Genomic DNA, 17,217 nt, shown 5'->3' on the forward strand with positions numbered 1-17,217 from the left:
GGAAGCATCGGTTTTAGAAGAAGTCTGCCAAAGCGAGAGCTGCTAAAGGTTGTGTAATTACAACACCATTAACATTTGCAGAACAACCATTTGCATCAACAACTTTAATGTCATAAGTTCCTGCTGTTAAATTTTGTAAAGTATTTGGAGTCGTACCGCCGTTTATGTAATACGTATATGGAGCGGTTCCGTTGGTAGCTTTTATCTGAATAGTACCATCATTGCCTCCAAAACATTTTACATTAGTTTTTGTATTTAATGCAACCGTGTAAAATGGAGGTAAAACAATAGTTGATGTTACAAAATCTCGATTGGCATACCACCAAGTATTTATCGTATTTAAATTACCATATTGTGGAGAACCATTATTGTTAGAATTAAAACCATTCCATCTGTGGCAATTACTAGGAGGAGTACTGTTAGGTGTACAACCTGTTAGGTTTACTTTGGCATCAAAAGTACCGCCAGTATAAGTAATGGCGCTGTCATCCCAGTAAAACTTTAAAACGTATCCTGATGGAGCTGCTGGTCTTACAGTTGTGCATGAAAAACCATATTGATTTTCTTCTACATCATATATTGGGAAATGGAATGCAGCCTGCCCAAATGTAACGACAATAGGTATATTTGTTCCTTGTGCGATAGTGTTTCCCAAACCATCTTTTCCGTTCCAAGGAACACTTACGGCATAAGGAGGAGCGCCTGATGCAGTAACAGTTTGAGTTGTCAAGACATCTTTGGTTCCTGGAGTATAAATTCCGTCTCCGCCATTAAAATCAAGAAGTATTTCAATTGTTCCGCTTTTAAAAACGCTGATATTGATATTACTTTCACCAATACCACAGTTTGTGATTCCGTTAATGACTATGTTGCCGTTGTAAGTTCCGTTTTTCCAGACATTAATATCAGGATCGTTTAAGAAAACCTCATACTTCGGACTCATTTTTGTGGCATCAGAAGCATTGTAAACGCTTTTTTGATCATTTGCAGCATTTCCTGAATTTCCCGGACCTGTATTGTTAAAAGCAACATTGAAGTACCATGGTCTAAAACCTGCACCATTGAAATTGATTTTATTAACAAAACCATTTTGAGTAGTAGCTCCAGTTGTAGAGCCATTGTCGGGAGCAAAAACATAGAAAGCTCCTGTAAAATCGGTGGTAACATTGTTCATGGCAAAAGCCCAACGTTTTGAATAAAGACGACCTGGAATTGAATTTTTAGTACTGTTGTTAGCTACAGTTATATCATAATAATTATAATAAAGTTCAGAGTAGTTTGAACTGTTGCTTTCAAATTCAATCCAGTAATCACCAGCAGGCATACCTGTTGGATCAAATACAATAGGAACATAACCAGCAGTAGTAACTCCATCGACTCCATTCGGACCATTTTGGGCTCTTGAAAGGCGTTGAGCTTCAGTACCTGTTATGTTTGCTGTAATACTGGTCAAATTATAACTAGCAAAAGCAACCGTACCGTCAGGTTTCATAATTCTGAATTTAGAATCTATTTCGTTGCTGTTATCTGGTGCAGTTCTTCTGGCTCTAGTAAAACCTAAGTACACCTTTTCGCTATTTGGATTTTGAATTCTAATGTAAAGCCTTTGTTCATTGGTTGAACCATATCGGGCAAAATTTCCGTATTCATCATTATTTATGCAAAGAGAAGCTCTATGATTAACATCTGGAGTTGTTTGCTTAGAACCTTCGCCAGCATAAATATTGATGCATAAAGTGCTCAATACAAGGCTTAAAAGAATTTGTAAATTGATCTTAAATGTAAAGTTTTTCATATTAAATATTTTTAATATTGCTGTAATTAGAACTACGAGTAAAACGAATGACTACTACATTTGGTAGTTTAAAGCATAAAGTGTTTTAGAAGTCTGCGATCTTTTTAAAATCTAAGATGAAGTCGTTAAACCCAACCCCTTTTGTTTTTTTTGGAGGGACATAGGTGTAAACAATAGTTTGGCTTATGCTTTGAGGACAAGTAGAAGATGTTGCAATGATTTTAGTCCCATTCCATTGATCAAGCTGACTAAGATCTCTTGGATTAAGCTTTATGTAAAATTCTTTGCTTTCTCCTGGAGCAAGAGTAATGGTTTTGTTTTCCAGTCTATTAGTGAATAAAACATTACTTTTTGAAGAGCTTCCATCTGGATTTTCATTGAAGTCTGAAAAATTATCCGCAGATAATTGATAAGTATCTGTTGCGTTTCCAGTATTTTTAATTTGAAGCACAAAGGAAGTTTCTGCACCTGTAAATTTTTGCTCATTTGATCCATCAATAGTGATTTCCGAACCACACGAACCAGACTGAGCAAATAAAACCGTTGTAATCAAGCAGAGTAGCGACGTAAAAAAGTTCTTTTGAAAGATATTTTTTCTTTGCGAAAAAATAATCTTACAATTGCTTACAAATTTCACCGCTTTTTCAAGAGTAGATTTAGTTTTCATAACTTAAGATTTTATTTTAAAGTATTTATGAAATTTTAACAGAATCAAAGTTATATTAGAGTTTTTCTAATATTATTTTTTTATCTGTAACTAACCAAAAAACTCGTTGAAGTGTTACTTTTTTAGAAAAAAATGACCCAAAAACACTTTTTTTTAACTCAAAAAAGTAGAATTTTTTCGTACATTTTTTTGCTCTTTTGATGAAAATAGGTTTGTTTTTAATGTTGTAAATAATTAATAATCAAGTATTTAGTTAAAATTTTAAAAAAATGTATAATATCGACTAAATACTAATTTCTTAGATGAATTACATAAAAAATAAAAATTTACGTTTCTATTTTATGTTAATGTTAATGTATTGAGAATAATGTATTCTTGTTAAAATTTAATAAGAATGTTAACAGAAATAAAAAAAAGAAAAGGTTTAAAATATCTTTTGTAAATTAGAACTTAATTAAAAAAATATCCTGTAAAACAGGTTTTTAAATTATGCGACTTATGAAAAATCTCATATTAATTCGTCATGCCAAATCTAGCTGGGAAGCACCACTAAAAGATTTTGATCGTCCTTTAATGAAAAGAGGAATTTTAGATGCGCACGACGTTTCATTAAATATTTCAGAGTATCTTCCTAAAACGTATATTATTTGGAGTAGCACTGCTGCGAGGGCTTCAGAAACAGCATTGATTTTTGCTCAAAATATTTCATACCCTATAGAAAGCATTGTTTACAAAGACGAGTTATATACTTTTGACGATAAACAACTCGAAAAAGTTATTAAATCGTGTGATAATAGTTTTGAAAGCGTTATTCTTTTCGGACATAACGAGGCTATTACAAATTTTGTTAATAAATTTGGGGATGTTTTTATAGAAAATGTTCCAACTTCAGGCTTTGTGTCATTACAATTTGATGCAGAAAGCTGGGACACTATCCATAAGGGCAAAACACATAAAACTATTTTCCCCAAAGATTTAAAATAATAACAGTGTACGAACAGAAATATATCGATAGAGAAAAAAGCTGGTTAGCGTTTAATGCAAGAGTACTTCAAGAAGCTGCAGATAGTACAGTGCCACTTTTAGACAGACTGCGTTTTGTTGGAATTTTTTCAAACAATTTAGACGAATTTTTTAGAGTTCGATATGCAGCCATTCGGCGATTAAGCCTCTCGGGTATTTCTGGCGAAAAATATTTAGGAGGTATTTCTGCCCACCAATTAATTAAAGATATTACCGAAATTGTAATTCAGCAAGCAATCTGAAAGTTTGCGTATACTTAGTAATATTGAAGCCGAACTCGAATCTGAGAATATTTTTATTATAAACGAAACGCAAATTACGCCAAAACAAGAGTGTTTCTTAAAAGACTTTTATACTCAAAAATTAAGTCCAGAACTGGTAACGATTATCCTAAATGATTTAGCAGTTTTTCCAATTTTAAAAGATACGTTAGGTTATTTGGCAGTTCGTTTAGAATTAGCTAATGACGAGGTTCGTTATGCCTTAATCGAAATTCCAAAAAATATTAACAGATTTGTCGTTCTTCCGTCTGAAGACGAAAAACAATATGTTATTTTAATTGATGATGTCATTCGTTTCAAGCTGAAAAACATCTTTAATATATTCGATTATAAGAGTGTTTCTGCTCACATGATTAAAATTACACGTGACGCACAATTGGACATTGACAGTGATTTGAGTAAAAGTATGCTTGAAAAAATCGCTACATCTGTAAAAGACCGTCGTATAGGAGAACCTGTTCGTTTTATTTACGATAATTTAATTGAAGATGATACAGCTGCAATTTTTCTTAGATAAAATGAAAATTGTAGAAACAGATAGTATAATTCCTGGAGGAAGATATCATAATCGCCGTGATTATATGAGTTTTCCAAACTTAGGACGTTACGATTTATTGTATAAGCCAAATGAGCCTATGCCGGTTCCTGGTTTAAGCTTAGAAGGCAGTATTTTAGAAAAAATCAGCAAAAAAGATTATTTAGTTCATGCGCCCTATCAGTCTTTTTCTTATTTAACCAAATTTTTGCGAGAAGCGGCTTTAGATCCTAAAGTAACAAGTATCAAAATAACTTTATATCGTTTAGCTAAAAACTCGCAAGTAATTAGCTCTTTAATAAATGCTTGCTAAAAATGGTAAAAGAGTAGTGGTACAAATCGAACTTCAAGCCCGTTTTGATGAAGCTTCAAATATTTCGTATGCCGAACAAATGCAAATGGAAGGAATTGAACTTATTTTTGGAATGAAAGGTCTTAAAGTACATAGTAAAATATGTGTAATAGAAAGATTGGAAGAAGGTAAAAATCGTCGTTATGGATTTATTTCTACAGGAAACTTCAACGAGTCGACTGCTAAAATCTATACAGACGTAACGCTTTTAACCTGTCACCAAGGAATTTTAAAAGACACTTCAAAAATATTTGAGTTTTTCGATATCAATTACAGAGTGCATCGATATAAGCATTTAATCGTATCGCCTCATTATACAAGAACCAAATTTATAAAACTGATTGATCGCGAAATTCTTCATGCGCTTGCAGGCAGAAAAACGCACATAAAGTTAAAAATGAATAGTTTATCTGATTTTAAAATGATTGATAAATTATACGAAGCAAGCAATGCAGGAGTAAAAATTCAGCTTCAAGTAAGAGGAATTTGCTCTTTAATTCCTGGAATTCCTGGAATGAGCGAAAATATTGAAGCAATAAGTATTGTAGATAATTACTTAGAACATTCGAGAGTATATATTTTTGGAAATGCTGGTTTAACCGAAGTTTATATTTCATCTGCCGATTTTATGACTAGAAACCTAGATGCAAGGGTAGAAGTAACATGTCCGATTTATGATCTTGAAATTAAAAAAGAACTAATCGATAACTTCAATATTGGTTGGAAAGGAAATGTAAAAGTAAGGTATCATTCTTATAAATTAGATAATAAATATAAGCCAAAAAATCATCATGCCCCATTTAGAGCACAGTTTGAGACCTATAAGTATTATCAAAATAAAGTAGCAATACTAGATGAGGTTCCTCAAAAAGTAAATTAATAATAAATACCAATTTTCAAATCATAAAGTGAGCATGATTAACATTAGGAAGTTTGCGGCGATAGACATCGGTTCGAATGCCATGAGGCTTTTGATCGCTAACGTTGTGGAGCAAGAAGGAAAAGAACCGCAGTTTAATAAAAGTTCCCTTGTTCGTGTGCCAATTCGTTTAGGGCAAGATGCCTTTACGGTTGGAGAAATTTCACAAGAAAATATAGATCGAATGGTTGATGCCATGAAAGCATTTAATCTTTTGATGAAAGTACATAAAGTAGAGCGTTATATGGCATTTGCAACTTCTGCAATGCGTGAAGCATATAATGCAAAAGAAGTCGTGGCTTTGATTAAGAAAAAAGCAGACATAAAGATTGAAATTATTGACGGTAAAAAAGAAGCGGCAATTATTGCTTCAACAGATTTGCATCATTTAATTAAATCTGACGAAACGTATCTTTTTGTTGATGTTGGAGGTGGAAGTACTGAGTTTACTTTGTTCTCTGACGGAAAAATGATTACTTCAAGATCGTTTAAAGCAGGAACAGTACGTTTGCTGAATAATATGGTGCATGATGTTGTTTGGGATGAAATCGAAAAATGGATTAAAACCAACACGGCAGATTATGATGAAGTAACGTTGATAGGTTCTGGAGGAAATATCAATAAGTTGTTTAAAATGTCTGGCAAACAACAGGAAAAACCACTTTCGTACATTTATGTTAACTCTCAGTATGCTTTCTTAAATTCGTTGACATACGAACAAAGAATTGCTGAATTGGGACTAAACTCTGATCGTGCCGACGTAATTATCCACGCAACTCGTATTTACCTGAATGCAATGAAATGGAGCGGCGCCCGCCAGATTTATGTTCCTAAAATCGGACTTTCTGATGGTATCGTAAAAGCAATGTATTACGGTAAAATTTAATATTTATGTTTTTTTAAATGAACAAAGGTAGACTAGAAGCTTTTAGTGATGGTGTTTTGGCAATCATTATAACCATTATGATTTTGGAAATCAAAGCGCCAGAAGGACATCAGTTTGAAGATTTAAAACCGCTTATTCCTAAATTTTTAAGTTATATTTTAAGTTTTATCTATGTTGGAATATACTGGAATAATCACCATTATTTATTGCATGGATTGTCAAAAGTAAACGGAAAAGTGTTGTGGAGTAATCTGCACTTTCTGTTCTGGCTTTCACTAATTCCTGTTTCTACCGCTTGGATGGGAGAACATAATTTTGAGAAAGCGACAATGTCGCTTTATGGTGCCATTCTATTTTTGTCTGCAATTTCATATGTAATATTGCAGTACACGATTATGTGTAGTGAAGGTGATGATTCTGCTTTGAGAAAAGTGCTTAAAAAAGATTTTAAAGGTAAAATTTCTTTGGTTTTATATGTAATTGGAATTGTTGCCGCATTTTATAATCAATGGATTTCTGGCGCTGCATATTTTATTGTGGCAATGTTGTGGCTTATTCCAGACAAAAGAATCGAGAGAGTTTTTGCTTCTAACGAATAATTTATGAAATCTGTTTTTCAGTCCATTCAGAATTTTTCTGCTGGTGAATTAAGTCATTTAGATGATTTGATTACATTTCGAACATTGAAAAAAGGAGAGCTTTTATTGACTGAAAATCAGATTTGCAACGAAATAGTTTTTATCGAAAAAGGAATTCTCCGTTCCTTTTTTGTTAATCATAAAGGTGACGAAATCACCAATTGTTTTGCTTTTGAAAATGAATTCATGGCGTCTTTTGCGAGTTTCATAACAGAAGAAAAAGCAGAAGAAAATATTCAGGCTTTAACCGATACAAAACTTCAAGTCTTAAATAGAAAAGCTCTTGAAAAACTATATAAATTAGGGTTCAATTGGCAGGAAACAGGACGGAAATTGACCGAAATAGAATTTGTAAATCTGCATAAAAGAATGATTTCCTTTCAAAAGTTGTCAGGCGCAGAACGTTACAGAGAATTGTATCAGAATCATCAAAAATACATTCAGTTAATTCCATTGCAATATTTGGCTTCTTACTTAGGAATTACACCAAGACATTTAAGCCGAATTAGAAAAGCGGTTTTATAGGACATTTGTCTAGCAAAAGAAAATGGACGAATAGTATTTTTGGAAAAATATTTATATGAAAAAAATACTGATTATAAACGGACATCCAAATGCTGAAAGCTTTAATTTCGGAATTGCTGAAGCGTATAAAAATGGAGCGATCACTTCTGGCGCTCAAGTAGAAATTATAACGATTGCCAATTTAAACTTCAATCCCAATCTTCAGTTTGGTTACCAAAAACGAACGGATTTAGAACCTGATTTATTAGAATCGTGGGAGAAAATAAAAAAAGTCGATCATTTGGTTTGGATTCATCCTGTTTGGTGGGGTGGACTTCCAGCGATAACAAAAGGTTTTATTGATCGATTATTTTTACCAGGAATGGCTTTCCAATACCGTGAAAATTCTGTTTGGTGGGATAAATTACTGAAGGGAAAAACGGCTCATATCATTACAACTCTAGATCAGCCAAGTTGGTATTATAGATTGGTTTACGGTAGACCAAGCGTTAACCAGTTAAAGAAATCGACTTTGGAATTTTGCGGAATAAAACCTGTGAAAGTAAGTTATGTCGGAATTGTAAAAGGTTCTAATGAAGAGCAAAGAAAAAAATGGCTTGAAAAAGTTTACACTTTCGGACTCAAGAACAAATAAAATTTTGTTCCAAATTATCAGAATAAATTACCTCCTTAAATTAAAGATTTATATCCAATCCAAATGTAGTACGCAAAAGTTCTATATTTGGATTGATTTCTAAGAAACGATTGTATCGATCTTGATCGTTAAGAGCTCTTACTGCTTTAATCTCTTCGTTTACAATTACTTCAATTGTAATATCATGATTATGTAAGTGACCTTTTAAATGTCCTAATAAACCATTCATCTGCCCCTCAAAATCCAATTTAGAACCTTCATTTGGCAGTTCATAAGAAATTGTTGTGCCATTCAGAACAGGATCGCTAATCAATAGAATCGATTCCATAATCTTAAGGCCTTTTTGTCCTAAACGTTCCGCATATTTGTTCCAGTGTAGGCGCATATCGGTTTCGTTAAATTCTTCAGTTAAATAAGCAGTGGTAGGTTTAACATACGTCTTGCCGCTGGCTTCCATTTCTTTTTTCTTGCGGATACTAGCAAGAGAAAAAGCAGAAACCTTAGGAGCGCCGTTTGATTCTGTTGTTGGAGCTTCTGGAGTCTGAACTTTTGGAGTTTCTGCAACTTGTTGTGGTTGAGAAACAGAAGTTTGGTTTTCTGTTACAGCTGGAGAAGTTTGATTCTCAGTTGCTACAGAACTTTCTATTTTGGACTTTGGACTTTGGACTTCAACAATAGAATAGCCTCCGTTTTTAAAGTAAACGGGTGGAATTATGAATTGCTCAACTTTTTTTTTCTCCATCAAAGTTGATAGAGGCTAATTGCATCAAGCATAATTCAACTAAAAGTCGTTGATTCTGGCTTAATTTGTATTTTAAATCGCAGTCGTTTGCAATGTCAATTCCTTTTAATAAAAACTCCTGAGAACATTTTTGAGATTGAACTGCATACATTTGCTGTGCTTGTTCTCCAACTTCTAATAAAGCAATAGTTGAGGGCGTTTTGCTTACTAGCAAATCTCTAAAATGAGAAGCTAAACCAGCAATAAAATGATGTCCGTCAAAACCTTTAGCAAGAATGTCATTGTAAGCTAATAAAAGCTTTGGAATTTCATTTTCTAAAAGTAAATCAGTAATAGAAATATAAGTCTCGTAATCTAAAACGTTTAAGTTTTCAGTGACGGCTTGACGTGTTAAATTTGTTCCACAGTATGAAACTACACGGTCAAAAATAGACAAAGCATCACGCATCGCACCATCTGCTTTTTGAGCAATGATGTGTAAAGCATCGTCTTCAAAAACGATTCCTTGACTTTCAGCAACATCTGCTAAATGTTCTTTAGCATCTTTTACTGTAATTCTTTTGAAATCAAAAATTTGGCAACGGGATAAAATCGTTGGAAGGATTTTATGTTTTTCTGTTGTTGCCAAAATAAAAATAGCATGTTTTGGCGGTTCTTCTAACGTTTTAAGAAAAGCGTTAAAAGCGGCCGAAGACAACATATGAACCTCGTCAATAATATATACTTTGTATTGTCCTGTTTGTGGCGGTATTCTAACCTGATCGATAAGGTTACGAATATCATCTACAGAGTTGTTTGAAGCAAGCATCTAGTTCAAAAACGTTAAATGCAAAATCTTCGGTAGGATCATCATATCCAGGCTGGTTTATTTTTCGAGCCAAAATACGAGCACATGTAGTTTTACCAACTCCACGTGGTCCTGTAAATAAAAGAGCAGAAGCTAAGTGATTGGTTTCAATGGCATTCAACAAAGTGTTGGTAATGGCCTTTTGTCCCACAACATCCTTAAAGGTCTGCGGGCGATATTTACGTGCCGATACTACAAATTGTTCCATGTTCTCTTTTATTGGATAGCAAATATATGACTTTTGTTTCGTTGTTTAAAACCGATTTTAGTTATTTGGCGAAATTCTTTTTCTTCAAAATAATAAAGATCAAACTTGCTAATAATACGATGTTGACAATCAAAGAAATGATGATATATCTGCCATAAGATTCAAGTTTTGTCGCTGTTTTTTCTTTATCAGAAATTTCTTTTTGTGTTTTTTTGAATAATTTTTAGAAGTTGATAAAAATTAAATTGCTGGAAAATTTACAAATATCATAACAGTATCATATAACTCGTTGATATTTAATTTGTTTAATTTTAATTAGTTAATTATTAAAACGTATCATTATGAAAATTAGATCAATTTTATTAGGAATGAGTTTCACTGTTTTTTTGGTGTCTTGTAAACCCAGTGATGCCGATATTGAAAAAGCAATCAGTGAAAAATTAAATGATCCAGATATTCAAGTTGTAGTGCATGAAGGAGTGGCTACGATTACAGGTGTTTGTGATGATGAAATGTTCAAAAAAAATATTGGAAAAAGTGTAAAAGCAACCAAAGGTGTTAAATCTGTAGTTAATACTTGTGAAATAGAACAAGCCAATCAGGAACCTGCTGCAGCTACTGTTGTAATTAATTCAGATACTGATTTAGACAAATCGGTTAGTAAAGTTGTAGACGCTTACGATGGTGTCAGTGCAACTGTTGTTGGCGGTATTGTTACACTTTCGGGTGAAATTAAAAGAGACAAATTGCGACCTTTAATGCAAAGTATTCAGGAATTGCATCCTAAGAAAGTTGACAATAAATTAATCATTAAATAAGGTTGTTATGAGTTTACAAGATAAATATAAAGAGGTCACAGATTTGGCATCCGAATTAGGAATCGAAAATTTGCAGGTAAGAGAGCAGGATAATGTGCTTTATATTGACGGAAAAGCAAAATCTGCAGCAGATAAGGAAAAGCTTTGGAATGCTTATAATACTATTGATCCTGATTTTAGATCGGCCGATTTAGTTATGAATATCGAGGTTGAAGAAGGCGTTTCAAGAGAATATACAGTTGAAGCGGGAGATTCTCTTTCGAAGATTGGAAAAGCATACGGAGTTTCTTGGCAGGATATTTTTGAAGCGAATAAAGATATTATTTCGAATCCGGATTTAATTAAGCCAGGATGGAAATTAAAAATACCGACAACATAATTTAAATTTATTGTTGTTTTGAAAAATTGTCTTTGTGATAGACTTTTTTATGCACGATTTTAAAATTTGATGAAATATTCACTATAATAATTACCAATTTTAGGTAACTTTACGGTCTTATCTAAATATTATGGGAAGAAATACCTCTATATCGCTTGGAAACCATTTTGAAAACTTCATAGAAAACAGTCTTTCAGAGGGAAGATATAAGAATGCTAGTGAAGTTGTTAGGGCAGGATTAAGACTTTTGGAAGAAGAAGAAAGTAAATTAATTGTTTTAAAAAAAGCAATTCAGGATGGAGCTAATAGTGGACGTGCTGAAAATTTTGATCCTAAAGAACAATTGAAAAGTTTAAAGGCAAAAAGAAAAAATGGCTAAATATTATTTGACAAATAAAGCTGTTGAAGATTTAGCTGATATTTGGAATTATACTTTTGATGAATGGTCAGAAAAACAAGCTGATAAGTATTATTGGTTACTTTTAGATTCTTGTCAGGAAGTTGCTGAAAATCCAAATCTTGGAAAGAAATATGATAATGTTACAGAAAAATTATTGGGTTATAAATCTAATGAACACATTTTATTTTATCACATTATTTCAAAGGGAGAAATTGAAATTATAAGAATTCTTCATGGAAGAATGGATTTGAAAAGTAAATTTTGATAATGTTATATGCCATTCCTAGAAAGGTTTAAATTCCGTTTCTAGGAATGACATAGATTATTTAATATTTTTTTTGTTCTCATTTTTTTACTTGATTTTCTAACGTCCTCTAATACTTAAATCAAATAAAAACTTCGCTGTTTCCTGATCTGAATCGGCTGAAAAACCAGCGACATAAACTCCCTTTTTCCCCGAAGTCGATTTAATTCCGTATACAACTGCTTCATCTGCTGGGTCTGACTCACCCTCGTATCGATACACATGAACAATTTCAAATTTCTCAGGATTCTTTTTAATCGCATCTGAATTTCGATTAAAATCGCACGTAAATCCTTTCTCATTCAATTGATCTAAAGCCTTTGAAACAGTTGCGTAATGATACATTCTTTTCATGATAAACTGAATTTAAATTATAGATTTTTAAAGATAACTATTTTAAAATTAAAAAGTTATGATAAAATTCATAAAATCTGAAATTTAAAACCATTATTGTTAGTTCTTAAATCGCTACTTTTGCGGCGCAGACCGCCTTATCGTCGTCCCGATTCATCGGGAGGGAGGAAAGTCCGGACACCATAGAGAAGCATAGCGGGTAACGCCCGTCGGTCCCGATAGCTGTCGGGATTAGGACAAGTGCAGCAGAAAGTATGTACAGGTAATGCTGTAGTGAAACCAGGTAAACTCTATGCGGTGAAATACCAAGTATATCGGCATTTAAGGGCTTCTCGTTCGTTGCCGAAGGGTAGGTAGATTGAGTCCAGTAGTAATGCTGGATCTAGATAAATGATAAGGTATTGTTTTGTTGTAAAATAAGACAAGAACAGAATCCGGCTTACAGGTCTGCATTTTTTATATATTTGTGAAACTATCTAACTCGTTTTCATGAATACTGCCACTCCAAATCCTTCTTCGCAATCTAAAAAAAACCTTTTTAGGACTGTTGTAACCAATCTTACATTTTGGGTTTTAATTGCCATTATTTGTGGTATCTTGTTAGGACATTTTTCTCCTGCGAATAGTGTGAAAATGGAATTTCTTGGCAAGAAGTTTATTCAGCTTATTTCTCTTTTTATTGGACCAATTATTTTCTTGACCATAGTTTTGGGAATTTCAGGAATGGGAAACCTAAAGAAAGTGGGACGAATTGGCGTAAAAGCTTTAACTTATTTTGAAGTAGTTTCTACAGTCGCTCTTGCAATTGGAGTTGCTGTTGCTTATATATTTAAACCTGGAAAAATTGATAAATCGGGTTTGACGTTTGGAGATGCAAGCCAATATACAAATGGAGCAGACGAAGGATTTTTCTTGGTTGCAATTCTTTTTATCCAATTTTACTTTACAGGTTTTACTTGCCGCTATTATTTGCGGAATTGCTTTGAATTTTTATCAAAAAAGGGAGCAAACTATTTTGGTTTTAGAACGATTCTCAAAAGTGGTTTTCTTTTGCTTAAAATATGTAATGTATCTTGCTCCAATTGGTGCTTTTGGCGGAATGGCTTACACTATTGGTAAATTTGGTTTAGCAACTTTGATTCCGCTTGGAAAGTTGATGCTTTGCGTTTATTTGACGATGGCACTTTTTGTCTTTTTTGTTCTAGGAAGTATCTTGAGATATTATAAAATAAATATTCTTTCTATTTTAAAATATATTAAAGAAGAACTTTTACTAGTGTTAGGAACTTCATCTTCTGAAGCGGCTTTACCAAGTATTATGGTAAAATTGGAAAGAATGGGCTGCAGTAAATCGGTTGTAGGATTGGTGATTCCGACGGGATATTCTTTTAATCTCGACGGAACTTCGATTTATCTTTCAATGTCGGTACTGTTTATTGCACAATTGTATGATGTTCATTTGAGCTTTTTCGAAATTATGACCGTTATCGGAATTTTGATGATTACTTCGAAAGGCGCGGCGGGCGTAACAGGAAGCGGATTTATTGTTTTAGCATCAACTTTAACCGCTTTACATAAAATTCCAGTTGAAGGTTTGGCATTTTTGCTGGGTGTAGACAAATTTATGAGTGAAGCCAGAGCGATTACCAATTTAATTGGAAACACAGTCGCAACCATAATAATATCTAAAACAGAAAGAGATTTTACAGAGTTGAATCTGGATCCTGTCTCAGAATAGTTGTTTTTTAGGTTCAAAGGTCGAGAGGCTCAAAGGTACAAAGGATTTAAAACTTTGCATCTTTGAGTCTTTTCCTCTTTGTACCTTTTTTTAACTTTCGTCTTTTGTAGTTCGCACTAAGCTAATACCCGATGTAAAAAATACGATTCCGAGTATGCCATAAATAATAAGCGATTTTATATCTCTAGTTTCTCCAGAAGTGCCGGCAAAAATAACCGCAGTATAAATAAGTCCTATAATTCCGAGGATTGTAAGCAATCCGCCGAAAAATCTTTTTAGGTTCATGATTGTTAGATTTAAAAGTTCTTTAACAAAGTTAAATTTCAATAAGTTAATTGTTGTTATACAATTGTTTATGAAAAATTACATGATTTGCAGTGTTATAAAATGTTATTTTTATCTGTAAGAAAATAATTTTGCTTTTAGTAGGATAATATGCTTTTAATACTATTTTTGTCGCAACCAATTAATAACTAACCATGACAAAAAACTACTTGTTTTTATTTTTTTCCGTTCTTTTAATTAATGTTGCAAATGCCCAAGAGGAGGCGCCAGTTTCTGTAACTAAAAATCAATTTAAGATTAATCTTCTATTGTCTCCAGGATTTGTTTACGAACATGCATTTTCTCCAAAGAACACGCTTTATTCAGAAGCAAGTTTACTTGTTGGTTATAGAAGCAATAGTGTATACGATGAGTCCACTTGGTATTTTATTCCAAGAATTACAGAACAATTTAGATATTACTATAATTTAGAGAAAAGAGCACAAAAAGGAAAAAGAACAGCAAATAATTCTGGAAACTTTTTAGCATTACATGCAAACTATGATTTTCAATCTATTTCGACAAATAAATGGTTTAACGAATATATCCCTTCTTTTTCTGCCGGACCAGTTTGGGGACTCCAACGTACTTATAAAGGGAAATTTAATATGGATTTTAATATAGGCGGCGGAATACTTGTAGATAAATGTAAAACTGAATTTACTCCGATTGCTAATTTCAGTTTAGGCTGGGTTATTGGAAAATAGATCTTAATTCAAAATAGAAAAACCTTGAGAGATCAAGGTTTTTCTATTTTGAATTCTAAGCCAATATTTCGAACACTTTCAATCTTAATTTTTGGATCTGAATTGAAATATTTTCTCAATCTACTGATAAAAACATCCATACTTCTTCCTGAGAAATAATCGTCTTTTTTCCAAACCGACATTAAAATTTGATCTCTTTTTAGTAACTGATTATGATTGAGATATAAATATTCAATAAGGGAAGCTTCCATTTCTGTTAGTTGCTGAACATGATTTTTATTGTTAAGCGTTAAACGTTCATTGTCAAAAATATAAGAACCAATTTCGATTATATTATTTCCGTCTAAACTTCTCTTCTGTTCAATTCTTTTTAAGATATTCTGTAAACGAAGAACCAGTTCGTCAACTTCGAAAGGTTTTGCGATGTAGTCGTCTGCACCAAGTTTTAAACCAATGATTTTATCTTCTTTTAGCTTTCTCGCTGTTAAAAAAATAAATGGAATTTCAGGATTGATAGTAATTATCTTTTCAGCCAATGAAAATCCGTCCATTTTTGGCATCATTACATCAAAAATACAAATGTCAAAGGGCTGATTTTTAAAAAAATCCAGAGCTATTTCGCCGTTTTCTGCCCAAATTACTTCAAACTGATGCAGTTCTAAATATTGTTTTAAAATCGCCGCAAAGTCAAAATCGTCTTCGGCTAAGAGTAATCTTTTCAAAATATGGGAATTAAACTTTTAATAAAATAGTAAACTGAGTTCCTTTGCCTAAATCGCTAATAACGTTTACAGAACCTTGATGTGCTTTTACAATTTGATCAACATAATACAATCCTAAACCTAAGCCTTTTGTATTGTGAAGGTTTCCTTGCTCTACACGATAAAATTTCTCAAAAAGAAACGCTTGTTTGTTTTTGGCAATGCCAATTCCGTCATCTTCAAAACTGATTGAGAATTGTTTTTCGACAATTTTTGTTTTCATTGTAATCGTGTTAGAACCATATTTTACAGCATTTTCTAGAACATTTAAAAAAGCAGTTGTCAAATGAAATTTATCTAAAACCAAGATAGTTTTCTCTGTTTGAAAATTGGTTTTAAGAGTGATTTTTGGAAAAGTAATTTTAAAGTCATTTACAATAGAAAGCAGAAAATCTTCAGCGTCTATTTTTTCTTTCTGTAATTCAATTTCGTTTTCAGCCAACGAATTTGCCATAACCTGATCAATCAAATTCTGAAGGCGATTGTTTTGGCGCGAAATGGTATTTACAATCGAATTGAAATTTTCATCGTTGTCACGAATGTTTTTCTGAGCTAAAATTTTTGTCGAAATTCCTAAAGTTGCCAATGGAGTTTTTAGCTCGTGCGTAATATTATTGATGAAATCAGTTTTAACGTCGCTTACTTTTTTCTGTTTAATTAAAGCTCTAATCGCAATTACAAACAAACCAATTAATGTTGCAATCGAGAACAAAGAAAGAATCAGGATAAATGTCATTCTTCTTAAAATAATCATTTCCCAATCAATTACAGAAACATACATCGAATCTTCTGTCAGTAATTTATATTCCTCATTTTCAAAAGTGCCATTTGTTGTTCCAACATAACTTCTTACTAAAAAAGCATGATTTAATGAAGCCAGATTTCCATACAATTTATTTTGTATAAAAGGCTTTTCAGAAAAAATAGTATCAGTTTCTTGTTCGTTTTTGTAAAGAATAAATTTGTTTAGAACAATGGCAAAATCAATTTTAAAATCGGGTAAATCTTTCTCAAGTTTTCGCTTGATTTTTTGAGTGATTATGTTTTGAAATGGAGTATTCAAAACGCCATTTTTAATATCTAGTCTGCTTTTTTTCCTTTCATGTATTTTTCTGAAAGGCTTTTGTAAAGCATCTCTTGTCTAGAAACCAAAGCCGAATCTATGTAGCTGTAATTATTGGTAATTGCGCCAATTTCGTTTTTAATCTGCGTATGAAACTGAGCTACTTTATACTCGTAAGCGGTCTTTACCAAATAGCATTGAACTGTCATAAGCACAAATAGTGCTACGACAGAAAACCCGATTAGTAAATTGATTCTTTGCTTCATATTGGTTTGAAATGATGTCTCAAAAATACAGTTTTTAAGAAACAAATAGCA

General features: G+C 32.6%; 19 protein-coding genes, 1 other RNA gene and 3 pseudogenes. 14 read left to right on the plus strand and 9 right to left on the minus strand.

Translation table 11 applies throughout. The annotated features are described in order from the left end of the window. Positions 1–13: 13 nt before the first annotated feature. Complete coding sequence (locus P5P87_RS25275; RefSeq protein ID WP_278021008.1) at positions 14–1,795, minus strand: SprB repeat-containing protein; 1,782 nt, start codon at positions 1,793–1,795, stop codon at positions 14–16. A gap of 85 nt (positions 1,796–1,880) precedes the next feature. After that, complete coding sequence (locus P5P87_RS25280) at positions 1,881–2,462, minus strand: COG1470 family protein (protein ID WP_278021009.1); 582 nt, start codon at positions 2,460–2,462, stop codon at positions 1,881–1,883. 498 nt (positions 2,463–2,960) lie between these two features. Between P5P87_RS25280 and P5P87_RS25285 the strand changes: the two genes are divergently transcribed. The 6 genes and pseudogenes from P5P87_RS25285 to P5P87_RS25310 all read left to right on the plus strand — a co-directional run bounded on the left by P5P87_RS25285 (position 2,961) and on the right by P5P87_RS25310 (position 8,255). Continuing rightward, positions 2,961–3,446, plus strand: a complete 486-nt coding sequence (locus P5P87_RS25285; protein ID WP_198856272.1) for a SixA phosphatase family protein — start codon at positions 2,961–2,963, stop codon at positions 3,444–3,446. Positions 3,447–3,451: 5 nt separating this feature from the next. Continuing rightward, positions 3,452–5,533, plus strand: a pseudogene (gene ppk1 / locus P5P87_RS25290) (polyphosphate kinase 1). 34 nt (positions 5,534–5,567) lie between these two features. Further along, positions 5,568–6,458, plus strand: a complete 891-nt coding sequence (locus P5P87_RS25295) for a Ppx/GppA phosphatase family protein (RefSeq protein ID WP_125723695.1) — start codon at positions 5,568–5,570, stop codon at positions 6,456–6,458. A gap of 17 nt (positions 6,459–6,475) precedes the next feature. Further along, on the plus strand, positions 6,476–7,057 hold the full coding sequence (locus tag P5P87_RS25300) for a TMEM175 family protein (RefSeq protein WP_278021010.1): 582 nt from the start codon (positions 6,476–6,478) through the stop codon (positions 7,055–7,057). A gap of 3 nt (positions 7,058–7,060) precedes the next feature. Further along, positions 7,061–7,621 carry a Crp/Fnr family transcriptional regulator gene (locus P5P87_RS25305; protein WP_278021011.1) on the plus strand — a complete coding sequence of 187 codons (561 nt, stop codon included), beginning with the start codon at positions 7,061–7,063 and terminating at the stop codon, positions 7,619–7,621. Positions 7,622–7,676: 55 nt separating this feature from the next. After that, positions 7,677–8,255 (plus strand): NAD(P)H-dependent oxidoreductase, encoded by a 579-nt coding sequence (locus P5P87_RS25310; protein WP_278021012.1) that lies wholly within the window; start codon positions 7,677–7,679, stop codon positions 8,253–8,255. A gap of 40 nt (positions 8,256–8,295) precedes the next feature. Here P5P87_RS25310 and P5P87_RS25315 read toward each other — a convergent pair whose 3' ends face one another. After that, on the minus strand, positions 8,296–8,997 hold the full coding sequence (locus P5P87_RS25315) for a DNA polymerase III subunit gamma/tau (RefSeq protein WP_278021013.1): 702 nt from the start codon (positions 8,995–8,997) through the stop codon (positions 8,296–8,298). Then, a pseudogene (gene dnaX / locus P5P87_RS25320) lies at positions 8,978–10,052 on the minus strand (DNA polymerase III subunit gamma/tau). The gene P5P87_RS25315 and the pseudogene dnaX overlap by 20 nt, the downstream one beginning before the upstream one ends. Positions 10,053–10,393: 341 nt before the next feature. Here dnaX and P5P87_RS25325 point away from each other — a divergent pair. From P5P87_RS25325 to P5P87_RS25340, 4 genes are all read left to right on the plus strand, one after another. After that, complete coding sequence (locus P5P87_RS25325; RefSeq protein WP_278021014.1) at positions 10,394–10,870, plus strand: BON domain-containing protein; 477 nt, start codon at positions 10,394–10,396, stop codon at positions 10,868–10,870. Positions 10,871–10,877: 7 nt separating this feature from the next. Next, entirely contained in the window at positions 10,878–11,249 is a 372-nt protein-coding gene (locus P5P87_RS25330) for a LysM peptidoglycan-binding domain-containing protein (RefSeq protein ID WP_278021015.1), read from the plus strand. Positions 11,250–11,379: 130 nt separating this feature from the next. Next, positions 11,380–11,628 carry a type II toxin-antitoxin system ParD family antitoxin gene (locus P5P87_RS25335; RefSeq protein WP_278021016.1) on the plus strand — a complete coding sequence of 83 codons (249 nt, stop codon included), beginning with the start codon at positions 11,380–11,382 and terminating at the stop codon, positions 11,626–11,628. Continuing rightward, the gene (locus tag P5P87_RS25340) at positions 11,621–11,914 is read left to right on the plus strand and encodes a type II toxin-antitoxin system RelE/ParE family toxin (protein ID WP_278021017.1); all 294 of its coding nucleotides are present in this window, start codon (positions 11,621–11,623) and stop codon (positions 11,912–11,914) included. Before P5P87_RS25335 ends, P5P87_RS25340 begins: the two co-directional genes overlap by 8 nt. 99 nt (positions 11,915–12,013) lie before the next feature. Here P5P87_RS25340 and P5P87_RS25345 read toward each other — a convergent pair whose 3' ends face one another. Then, positions 12,014–12,307 (minus strand): SH3 domain-containing protein, encoded by a 294-nt coding sequence (locus tag P5P87_RS25345; RefSeq protein ID WP_198856264.1) that lies wholly within the window; start codon positions 12,305–12,307, stop codon positions 12,014–12,016. A 124-nt stretch (positions 12,308–12,431) separates the two neighbouring features. Between P5P87_RS25345 and rnpB the strand changes: the two genes are divergently transcribed. The 3 genes and pseudogenes from rnpB to P5P87_RS25360 all read left to right on the plus strand — a co-directional run bounded on the left by rnpB (position 12,432) and on the right by P5P87_RS25360 (position 14,045). Then, an RNA gene (gene rnpB / locus P5P87_RS25350) (RNase P RNA component class A) lies at positions 12,432–12,765 on the plus strand. A gap of 31 nt (positions 12,766–12,796) precedes the next feature. Beyond that, positions 12,797–13,105 (plus strand): annotated as a pseudogene (locus P5P87_RS25355) (cation:dicarboxylate symporter family transporter); the annotation flags it as partial. A 91-nt stretch (positions 13,106–13,196) separates the two neighbouring features. Beyond that, a complete protein-coding gene (locus tag P5P87_RS25360) occupies positions 13,197–14,045 on the plus strand; it encodes a cation:dicarboxylate symporter family transporter (RefSeq protein ID WP_278021018.1) in 849 nt (282 codons plus the stop codon). A gap of 90 nt (positions 14,046–14,135) precedes the next feature. Here P5P87_RS25360 and P5P87_RS25365 read toward each other — a convergent pair whose 3' ends face one another. Beyond that, complete coding sequence (locus P5P87_RS25365) at positions 14,136–14,330, minus strand: hypothetical protein (RefSeq protein WP_111377225.1); 195 nt, start codon at positions 14,328–14,330, stop codon at positions 14,136–14,138. 194 nt (positions 14,331–14,524) lie between these two features. Between P5P87_RS25365 and P5P87_RS25370 the strand changes: the two genes are divergently transcribed. Then, positions 14,525–15,076, plus strand: coding sequence for a hypothetical protein (locus P5P87_RS25370; RefSeq protein ID WP_198856262.1), 552 nt, complete (start codon positions 14,525–14,527; stop codon positions 15,074–15,076). Positions 15,077–15,108: 32 nt separating this feature from the next. Here P5P87_RS25370 and P5P87_RS25375 read toward each other — a convergent pair whose 3' ends face one another. The 3 genes from P5P87_RS25375 to P5P87_RS25385 are packed head-to-tail and all read right to left on the minus strand — an operon-like array spanning position 15,109 to position 17,166. Continuing rightward, entirely contained in the window at positions 15,109–15,798 is a 690-nt protein-coding gene (locus P5P87_RS25375) for a response regulator transcription factor (protein ID WP_198856261.1), read from the minus strand. A gap of 10 nt (positions 15,799–15,808) precedes the next feature. Next, the gene (locus P5P87_RS25380) at positions 15,809–16,900 is read right to left on the minus strand and encodes a sensor histidine kinase (protein WP_278021019.1); all 1,092 of its coding nucleotides are present in this window, start codon (positions 16,898–16,900) and stop codon (positions 15,809–15,811) included. A 17-nt stretch (positions 16,901–16,917) separates the two neighbouring features. Beyond that, positions 16,918–17,166 carry a hypothetical protein gene (locus tag P5P87_RS25385; RefSeq protein WP_278021020.1) on the minus strand — a complete coding sequence of 83 codons (249 nt, stop codon included), beginning with the start codon at positions 17,164–17,166 and terminating at the stop codon, positions 16,918–16,920. Between the last annotated feature and the right edge of the window lie 51 nt (positions 17,167–17,217).

This window comes from Flavobacterium ginsengisoli (assembly GCF_029625315.1).
GTDB classification, from domain to species: Bacteria; Bacteroidota; Bacteroidia; order Flavobacteriales; family Flavobacteriaceae; genus Flavobacterium; species Flavobacterium ginsengisoli.

Bases quoted from the DNA above. Each gene is read 5' to 3' on its own strand.
- P5P87_RS25285 (WP_198856272.1), top strand. From the start codon at position 2,961: ATGAAAAATCTCATATTAATTCGTCATGCCAAATCTAGCTGGGAAGCA.
- P5P87_RS25325 (WP_278021014.1), top strand. From the start codon at position 10,394: ATGAAAATTAGATCAATTTTATTAGGAATGAGTTTCACTGTTTTTTTG.
- P5P87_RS25330 (WP_278021015.1), top strand. From the start codon at position 10,878: ATGAGTTTACAAGATAAATATAAAGAGGTCACAGATTTGGCATCCGAA.
- P5P87_RS25335 (WP_278021016.1), top strand. From the start codon at position 11,380: ATGGGAAGAAATACCTCTATATCGCTTGGAAACCATTTTGAAAACTTC.
- P5P87_RS25340 (WP_278021017.1), top strand. From the start codon at position 11,621: ATGGCTAAATATTATTTGACAAATAAAGCTGTTGAAGATTTAGCTGAT.
- P5P87_RS25280 (WP_278021009.1), bottom strand. From the start codon at position 2,462: ATGAAAACTAAATCTACTCTTGAAAAAGCGGTGAAATTTGTAAGCAAT.
- P5P87_RS25370 (WP_198856262.1), top strand. From the start codon at position 14,525: ATGACAAAAAACTACTTGTTTTTATTTTTTTCCGTTCTTTTAATTAAT.
- P5P87_RS25275 (WP_278021008.1), bottom strand. From the start codon at position 1,795: ATGAAAAACTTTACATTTAAGATCAATTTACAAATTCTTTTAAGCCTT.
- P5P87_RS25345 (WP_198856264.1), bottom strand. From the start codon at position 12,307: ATGAAAAGAATGTATCATTACGCAACTGTTTCAAAGGCTTTAGATCAA.
- P5P87_RS25305 (WP_278021011.1), top strand. From the start codon at position 7,061: ATGAAATCTGTTTTTCAGTCCATTCAGAATTTTTCTGCTGGTGAATTA.
- P5P87_RS25385 (WP_278021020.1), bottom strand. From the start codon at position 17,166: ATGAAGCAAAGAATCAATTTACTAATCGGGTTTTCTGTCGTAGCACTA.
- P5P87_RS25295 (WP_125723695.1), top strand. From the start codon at position 5,568: ATGATTAACATTAGGAAGTTTGCGGCGATAGACATCGGTTCGAATGCC.
- P5P87_RS25300 (WP_278021010.1), top strand. From the start codon at position 6,476: ATGAACAAAGGTAGACTAGAAGCTTTTAGTGATGGTGTTTTGGCAATC.
- P5P87_RS25360 (WP_278021018.1), top strand. From the start codon at position 13,197: ATGGAGCAGACGAAGGATTTTTCTTGGTTGCAATTCTTTTTATCCAAT.
- P5P87_RS25365 (WP_111377225.1), bottom strand. From the start codon at position 14,330: ATGAACCTAAAAAGATTTTTCGGCGGATTGCTTACAATCCTCGGAATT.
- P5P87_RS25310 (WP_278021012.1), top strand. From the start codon at position 7,677: ATGAAAAAAATACTGATTATAAACGGACATCCAAATGCTGAAAGCTTT.
- P5P87_RS25315 (WP_278021013.1), bottom strand. From the start codon at position 8,997: ATGGAGAAAAAAAAAGTTGAGCAATTCATAATTCCACCCGTTTACTTT.